Annotated in this window: 8 protein-coding genes; 7 read left to right on the top strand and 1 reads right to left on the bottom strand. The window is 39.6% G+C overall.

From position 1 onward, the window contains the following. Positions 1 to 114 precede the first annotated feature (114 nt). Positions 115 to 1,275 carry an acetylornithine deacetylase gene (argE, locus tag GQR46_RS12400; protein ID WP_165741112.1) on the bottom strand — a complete coding sequence of 387 codons (1,161 nt, stop codon included), beginning with the start codon at positions 1,273 to 1,275 and terminating at the stop codon, positions 115 to 117. Between the two features lie 224 nt (positions 1,276 to 1,499). Here argE and argC point away from each other — a divergent pair, with 224 nt between their 5' ends. The 7 genes from argC to GQR46_RS12365 all read left to right on the top strand — a co-directional run bounded on the left by argC (position 1,500) and on the right by GQR46_RS12365 (position 8,355). Further along, entirely contained in the window at positions 1,500 to 2,510 is a 1,011-nt protein-coding gene (gene argC, locus GQR46_RS12395; protein ID WP_165741111.1) for an N-acetyl-gamma-glutamyl-phosphate reductase, read from the top strand. Then, positions 2,511 to 3,278 (top strand): acetylglutamate kinase, encoded by a 768-nt coding sequence (gene argB / locus GQR46_RS12390; protein ID WP_165727586.1) that lies wholly within the window; start codon positions 2,511 to 2,513, stop codon positions 3,276 to 3,278. 7 nt (positions 3,279 to 3,285) lie between these two features. Beyond that, positions 3,286 to 4,218: an ornithine carbamoyltransferase gene (locus GQR46_RS12385; protein WP_165727585.1), complete on the top strand. Its 933-nt coding sequence runs from the start codon at positions 3,286 to 3,288 to the stop codon at positions 4,216 to 4,218. After that, on the top strand, positions 4,215 to 5,417 hold the full coding sequence (locus tag GQR46_RS12380; protein ID WP_007581653.1) for an argininosuccinate synthase: 1,203 nt from the start codon (positions 4,215 to 4,217) through the stop codon (positions 5,415 to 5,417). Before GQR46_RS12385 ends, GQR46_RS12380 begins: the two co-directional genes overlap by 4 nt. Before the next feature lie 49 nt (positions 5,418 to 5,466). After that, positions 5,467 to 7,332, top strand: a complete 1,866-nt coding sequence (gene argH, locus GQR46_RS12375; RefSeq protein WP_007581654.1) for an argininosuccinate lyase — start codon at positions 5,467 to 5,469, stop codon at positions 7,330 to 7,332. A gap of 265 nt (positions 7,333 to 7,597) precedes the next feature. Beyond that, positions 7,598 to 7,807: a hypothetical protein gene (locus GQR46_RS12370; protein ID WP_024590033.1), complete on the top strand. Its 210-nt coding sequence runs from the start codon at positions 7,598 to 7,600 to the stop codon at positions 7,805 to 7,807. Between the two features lie 14 nt (positions 7,808 to 7,821). Further along, on the top strand, positions 7,822 to 8,355 hold the full coding sequence (locus GQR46_RS12365) for a hypothetical protein (RefSeq protein ID WP_024590032.1): 534 nt from the start codon (positions 7,822 to 7,824) through the stop codon (positions 8,353 to 8,355). Positions 8,356 to 8,396 lie beyond the last annotated feature (41 nt).

Here is an 8,396-nt window from a genome sequence, read left to right as displayed (position 1 = left end):
TAGTTTCCTAACTACGGATTTTGCATGATCGTTTGGATCGGTCAACCTGTCATTTTCTTAACTGATCGGCATTAGCCAATTGGCGCCTTTATTATTTTGTGTTGTTATAAGCAGTTAGTAACTCTGATTGCTAAAGCAGTTTGCTTTTATGATATTGGTGATTATTTGTTGTGATGGTTTTATTTTTTCCATCGCTAAAAACTCATCAGGCTGATGCGCTTGGTTAATTGAGCCTGGGCCCATTACGATTGTTTCACAACCGAGTTGCTGGATAAACGGCGCTTCAGTGCAATAATTTACCGCGACCGCTTTTTGCCCCGCTATTTTTTCAGCCATTTTAACTAAAGCACTGTCGGTGCTACCACTAAATGCCGGGATTGGTTCATGTAAATCAATAACGCTCACCGCATTTGGGTATTGCTGATTTATCTCTTTTGTTGCATCAAGCACTAATGCTTGTAGTTCTTGTACACTTAAACCTGGTAATGGGCGCATGTCTATATGCATTTCACAGCAACCACAAATTCTATTCGCATTATCGCCACCATGAATATTACCTAAGTTTAATGTTGGATAAGGAATTTCAAAGTGATTTATTGAATACTTATGCTTTAATTGCTCTTTTAAGATCATCAATTTTGTAATCACTTTATGCATTACTTCAATGGCGTTAAGGCCACGTTCGGGATCTGAGCTATGCCCAGAGCGACCAACCACTCTTATTGCTGTACTCATATGGCCCTTGTGCATAAATACTGGCGTCATATCAGTAGGTTCGCCAATTATACAGCATGCAGGTTTTAAATTAGGGTGCTTACATATTTGCTGTGCACCTGCCATAGTTGTTTCTTCATCGGCAGTGGCGAGTATTAAAATAGGTTGAGTTTGCTGCTTTTCATCAAGTTCACTAATCGCTTGTAATACAAAAGCAAAAAATCCTTTCATATCAATACTTCCCAGCCCATACAATTTATTGTCTAGTTCGGTAAGTTTAAACGGATTGTGGTTCCAGCGGCTGTCATCAAAAGGCACTGTATCTGTGTGGCCCGCAAGCATTAACCCGCCATCGCCTTTTCCACGCTTTGCTAATAAATTAAAGCGGCCTTTACCTCCTTCTAATTCAATAATTTCACACGTAAAACCGAGTGTTTCGCACCACCTAGCAAGGAGTTCAATTACGTTTTTATTGCTCATACACAAGCTGTCTTCAATTGCACTAATAGAAGGGGCTGCAATCAATTGTTGATACATAGAAATAAACGAAGGCAAAGGCATAAAAAAATCCAAAATTATTATTCAATTTAATTGCATAACAATATAAAAGTATTTATGATGAATATCAATTCACTTTTTAAGCATAAATATATTAAAGTAAAGCTATGAAAATAATGCGACGATAATCTACAAATTCATTAAATTAAGTCTTAATTTAGCGTCTTAGCTAGTTTAAGCGAACAACATATATATTTAGCAGTAAATTTTAAAATAACGAGTAATCAATGAATGTAGTTATTATTGGCGCAAGCGGTTATAGCGGCGCAGAGTTAGCAAGCTTAGTTGCTAATCATCCAAACCTTACCTTAACAGGCTGTTATGTATCTGAGGGTAGCTTAGATAAAAATAAATTACTAAGTGATTTATACCCAGAGCACCTTGGCTTACTAGATTGTCCTTTACTTCCTCTTAGTGCATCAGCTTTTGATGACATTCAAAGTGATGCTGACTATGTGTGTTTATGTACCGATCACAAAGTAAGTGTTGATTTAGCGCCTCAATTTTTAGCTATGGGTAAAAAAGTATTTGATTTATCTGGTGGCTATCGCCTAGCAAATAATGATGATTACGTTACTTATTATGGTTTTGAGCATCAACACCCAGAGCTTTTAAATGAAGCGGCTTACGGTTTAGCAGAGTGGAACAGTGATGCTATCGCTAACGCAAAGCTAATTGCTGTTGCAGGCTGTTACCCAACAGCGGCGCTCAATGCACTTAAACCGCTTAAACAAGCAGGCTTATTGAGCAGCGAAAGTATTATCATTAATGCCGTTTCGGGCGTTACGGGTGCCGGGCGTAAAGCGAGTGTAGGAACACATTTTTGTGAGGTATCGCTTGCACCTTATGGTTTGTTTAACCATCGCCACGGTCCTGAAATTGAACAACACCTTGGCCACAAAGTATTATTTACACCGCATCTAGGTAGCTTTGCGCGCGGTATTTTAGAAACTATTTATGTACAACTTAAGCCTGACGTTACCAAGGAAAACGTTGCATCGGCTTATCAAGTGCTTGCTAACGAACCATTAATTCGTTTGTTAGGCGATAAAATACCTTCAATTAAAGGTGTTGCTAAGCAACCATTTGTTGATATTGGCTGGCAGCAACAAGGCACGCAGTTAATTGTAATGTCTGCCATTGATAACTTATTAAAAGGCGCTGCTGGACAAGCTTTGCAGTGTATTAATATTTCTATGAATTTAGATCACACTACGGGCTTAAAAGGAGCGTTTTAAATGAGTAAAAAAACGTGGGTTATTAAACTCGGTGGTGCAGTACTTAATACAGAAAATGCAGCAAAAGCGTTATTTGACGTGCTAAGCGAGCAAAAAAATGATGAGTTTGTCATTGTTCATGGCGGTGGTTCTTTAGTAGATACATGGCTAAAGCAAGCGGGTTTTGCTAGTGCTAAACACCAAGGTTTACGTATTAGTCCAGCAGAGCAAATGCCTTATATAGTGGGTGCGCTTGCAGGTTGCGCTAATAAACAATTAATGACTCAAGCTATAAGCGCAGGGCATAAGCCTGTCGGCTTAAGTCTTTTTGAGGCGGGTGTGACTGCAACCCAAAAATTAAAAGCGCTTTGCTTAGTGGGTAAATGCACAAGTAACGACGATTCTATCATCAATGATTTACTTAGAATTTCTCGTTTACCTATTGTTAGCTCTATCGGCTTTGATGAACAAGGCTTGTGGTACAACGTAAATGCAGATGAAGCTGCAGCGGCTATTGCCAGTAATTTAAATGCAGAACTAATTTTTATGACGGATGTAGAAGCGGTGCTTGACGCAAATAAACAACCGTTACATCAACTTGACACAAAACACATTGATACTTTAATTACAGATGGAGTAATTGTGGGCGGGATGGAGGTCAAAGTTAAGACCAGCCTTCACGCTGCCCAACATTTACGACGCGGTGTGTATATTTCCAGCTGGCAAAAGCCAGAAAATTTAACTGCTCTGCTGCAAGGTGAGCATGTCGGAACAAAGATTACACCATAGGTTTATTATGTTTGAGAATTTTTTAACAGGTTTAGAATTAGACCAAAAAGGCGCACTTAATTTATTAAAGTTAGCGCAAGATATAAAAGCAAAGCCAGAAAAATACAGCCAAGTATTATCGGGTAAATCAATCGTAACATTGTTTGAAAAGCAAAGTTTACGTACACGTTTATCGTTTGATATAGGTATTAATCGCCTTGGTGGTCATGCTGTTTATTTAGATCAGCAAAATGGCGCTATGGGTGCACGTGAATCAATTAAAGATTTTGCACTTAATATTTCTACTTGGGCCGACGGTATTGTGGCGCGTGTAAATCAGCACAGCACATTAACCACGTTAGGTGAATATTCATCGGTACCAGTGGTAAATAGCTTGTGTGACTTGTACCACCCTTGCCAAGCACTTGCTGATTTTTTAACACTCCAAGAAGTACATGGCGATGTGAGTCAGCTTAAAGTAGCTTACTTAGGTGAGGGCAATAACGTGACTCATTCATTGATGTTACTTGCCGCAACGCTAGGTACTGACTTTGTTGCTGTAACACCAAAAGGGTGTTCGCCAGATTCACAAATACTTAAAAAAGCAGAGCAAATTGCAGCAATGAATGGCGCATCAGTCATGGTGAGCGATAGAGTTGAAGCTGCGGTTGGTGCAAACGTTGTATACGCAGATACATGGGTATCAATGGGTGATACAACGCCGCTTGAGCAAGTAAAAGAAAAATACATGCCTTATCAATTAAACCAGGCATTGCTAGATCAAACAGGTGCGACTACGGTATTACATTGCCAACCGGCACACCGTGAATTTGAAATTACCTCTGAGGTAATGGATGGTCCAGCATCAAAAATCATTCAACAAGCAGAGAATCGCATGCATGCGCAAAATGCTCTGCTAGTTACATTACTAAATCCAAATTTTGTTAAGGAACACCTATGAGTTCAATTAAAAAAGTCGTTTTAGCCTATTCTGGTGGTCTTGATACGTCGGCTATCGTGCCATGGTTAAAAGAAAACTACGGCTGTGAAGTAATCGCGTTTGTTGCCGATGTAGGTCAAGGCGCTGAAGAACTTGAAGGCGTAGAAGCTAAAGCAATTGCCTCTGGTGCATCTGAATGTTACGTAGTTGACTTAAAAGATGAAATGGTAAGTGATTACATTTACCCAACGCTTAAAACGGGCTCAATTTACGAAGGTACTTATTTATTAGGTACTTCTATGGCGCGCCCAATTATTGCTAAAGCACAAGTTGAAATTGCACGTAAAGTAGGTGCTGATGCACTTTCTCATGGTTGTACTGGTAAAGGTAATGACCAAGTTCGTTTTGAATCATGTTTTGCAGCACTAGCCCCTGATTTAAAAGTAATTGCGCCATGGCGTGAGTGGGACTTATCGAGCCGTGAATCATTACTTGATTACTTAGCAGAGCGTGACATTCCGTGTTCAGCATCTGCTACAAAAATTTATAGCCGTGATGCTAACGCATGGCATATTTCGCACGAAGGTGGTGAGCTTGAAGACCCATGGTGTCAACCAACTGAACAAGTATGGACTTGGACTAACTCTCCAGAGCAAGCACCAGATAAATCAGAACTAGTAACATTAAAAGTTGTTGAAGGCGAAGTGGTTGCTGTAAATGGCGTAGAGCTTAAACCTTACGATTGTTTAGTTAAATTAAACGATATTGCATCGCCTCATGGTGTTGGACGTGTTGATATTGTAGAAAACCGTTTAGTTGGCATGAAGTCACGCGGTTGTTATGAAACGCCAGGCGGCACAGTCATTATGGCAGCGCTTCAAGCCATTGACGAGCTAGTGCTTGATAAAGCAAGCCGTAAGTGGAAAGAAGTACTCGGTGGTGAGTTTTCACATTTAGTATACGACGGCCGTTGGTTTACGCCTCTTAAAGATTCTATTTTAGCCGGTGCTGAAGCACTTTCTAAAGTGGCAACAGGTGAAGTGGTACTTAAGCTATACAAAGGCCAAGTAACTGCAGTTCAAAAGCAGTCACCAAATAGCTTATACAGCGAAGCATTTGCTACATTTGGCGAAGATGATGTGTACGACCAATCACACGCTGAAGGCTTTATTCGTTTATTCTCGCTTTCAAGCAGAATTTCAGCACTCGCTAAAAAGTAATTTATTACGCCCCTCATAAAAGGGGCACTACAGGGTTTGGAGAGATTTCATGGCATTATGGGGCGGACGTTTTTCTACGGGTCCAGATGAGGCGTTTAAGCAATTTAACGACTCTCTTCCCTTTGACTACCAGTTAGCAGAGCAAGATATTATTGGCTCTGTGGCATGGGCTGGTGCACTTGAACAGGTAAGTGTACTTTCAAGTGACGAGCACACAAGATTAGTGGCTGCATTAAATGAGCTGCTTGAAGAAGTTAAAGCAGATCCACAAGCGGTAGCTACTTCAGGTGCAGAGGATATTCATTCACATGTTGAAGCAGCTCTAATTGAAAAAGTAGGTGATTTAGCTAAAAAATTACATACAGGCCGAAGCCGTAATGACCAAGTTGCCACCGACTTTAGATTATGGTGCCGTGATACGGCTGACCATTTACTAGATGCTATTGCACAGCTTAAAGGCGAGTTTGTAGCGCTTGCAGAGCGAGAGCTTGGCACAATATTACCAGGTTACACGCACTTACAGCGCGCACAACCAGTATTGTTTAGCCACTGGTGTATGGCGTATGTAGAGATGCTAGAGCGTGATGAAAGCCGCCTGCAAGATGCTAAAGCGCGCATGAATTTTTGCCCATTAGGCAGTGGTGCATTAGCAGGTACAGCTTATCCGATTGATCGCCAAGCATTAGCGCATGGGCTAGGTTTTACAGCGGCTACAAAAAACAGCCTTGATGGTGTATCTGATCGTGATTTTGTTTTAGATCTTTTAAGTTGTGCGTCTATTTCGATGATTCACTTATCTCGTATGTCAGAGGATTTGATTTTTTATAATTCGGGTGAAGCCGGATTTATAGAGCTTGCTGATAACGTAACATCAGGCTCATCGCTCATGCCTCAGAAAAAAAATCCTGATGCACTCGAGCTTATTCGCGGTAAAACCGGACGTGTGTTTGGTGCATTTAGCGCTATGATGATGACGTTAAAAGCGCTGCCACTTGCATACAATAAAGATATGCAAGAAGACAAAGAAGGGCTATTCGACGCTATGCCAACATGGCTTGCATGTATTCATATGGCGCAAGCATGTATTAAAGGCGTTAAAGTAAACGGCGATAAGACACTTGCTGCAGCAAAAGGAGGGCATGCAAATGCCACCGAACTTGCTGATTACTTAGTTGCTAAAGGTGTGCCATTTAGAGAAGGGCATCACATTGTAGGTGTACTTGTACAGCTTGCGATTAGCGAAGGTAAAACGCTTGAAGAGCTATCGCTTGAGCAGTACAAATCAGTAAACACTGTATTTGAAGACGATGTTTACCCAGTACTTGAAATTGATGCATGTATAAAAGCACGTAAAGCCCTTGGTGGGACGTCTATTGAACAAGTAACTAATGCTGTTAAAGAAGCCAAAAAAAAACAGCAAATAACGGTACGTGATGCAAATTTAGATGATGTAGAAGCAATTGCCACACTTATACAGCATTGGGCAACGGTAGGTGAAAACCTGCCTCGTGCAAAAAGCGATATGGTGCACTCTATTAACGAGTTTGCAGTAACGGAAATAAATGGAAAAGTGTCGGGCTGTGCGTCGTTATACATTTACGATACCGGCCTTGCTGAAATACGCTCATTGGGTATAGACCCAAAAAGTAAAGTGTCGGGGCAGGGTAGACAGCTTGTAGATCATCTACTTACTAAAGCCAAAAAATTGGCACTTAACCGAGTTATTGTATTAACACGCGTACCAGATTTTTTTGAACAACAACGTTTTACTTTTTGTAGCAAAGACTCTTTGCCTGAAAAAGTAATGAAAGATTGTGAACTTTGCCTTCGTAAAGAAAATTGTGACGAAGTAGCAATGGAATATATTTTGAAGCTAAGTACACGTGCGGAGATCCCGTGTAAATACGTAGCTTAAACTCCCTGGATACAAAAAACGTACGGTTATCCCTGTGCGTTTTTTTATGTTTGTAGTAAACTGGTCGGAGCTGTTTGGTTTGATTATATAAGTATGTTTTGAGTGAGTTTTAAGATGTCAAAAAAAGTTGGCACATTGGTTGCTTTGTATAAGGTAGATAGCAAAATAGCTATCACTACTTTAAACAGGTGATGCATTTATCTACATAATAATGTGGTTAAAAGTTGCACCAAATATAATTAAAACTTTTACAAGGATCAATCACATGCAAGTTTCAGCTAATAGCCAAGTACAAATGCAAGCATACAACAAAACACAACAATTAAAGCCTGCAATGGAACAAACTGCTAGCCCTAAAACCCTGCAATCTGATACAGTAAGCATCTCTCAAGAAGGTATGGCTGCTGCGAGTGTTAACTCTGTTGAACGTGGCCTTGCTATTCTTTCTGGTGGTACAGGCACTCGTCCTAAGTAGTAATAAGGTATTGAATGTTTTTAACTGAGTTTTTTGGTCTTTTCTCATTATCAGCTTTTGTTATGTGGGCTTTTTTAATGGCCTTCTTTTTCAATGTTTTTGTATATAGCTTAGACGTTAAAAGAAAGACTACCTTATTACTCAGTTCATTAATCATGATGATATCTTATACAGCCACAGATTACTTCTATACGTGGCTTTCATACTATAACACCACATATTTGGACTGGGCTATTCATGATTTAATTACTATTATTGTACTCATCTTTAGCTTTAAATTATTGAAAAAAACAACTACATCCTTCTTATATTTGATCGTTGGTCTATCAATAAATATGCTATTAGTACTGTTAATGTATTTAGATGTATATGTGTATAAAAATAATGAACCATGGTTTTTCTGGGAAATATATGTAGGTTTCGTTGCTTTTAATGACTTAGCAATGGTTGTAGCATTAATTGTAGATAGAGACTTTTTAGGGCTACACAGGATAAAAAGAAAATTAATTCGATTGTTTAAATCGAGAAAAATAAAAATAACGACCTAGTTTAAATGTACGTTACTGAAGCCCTGATGGATTATGTAGAA

The organism is Pseudoalteromonas sp. Z1A6, assembly GCF_011378745.1.
GTDB lineage: Bacteria > Pseudomonadota > Gammaproteobacteria > Enterobacterales > Alteromonadaceae > Pseudoalteromonas > Pseudoalteromonas arctica.
The sequence above is the reverse complement of the archived record's forward strand: the minus strand, read 5'-3'. Positions and strand labels throughout refer to the sequence as shown.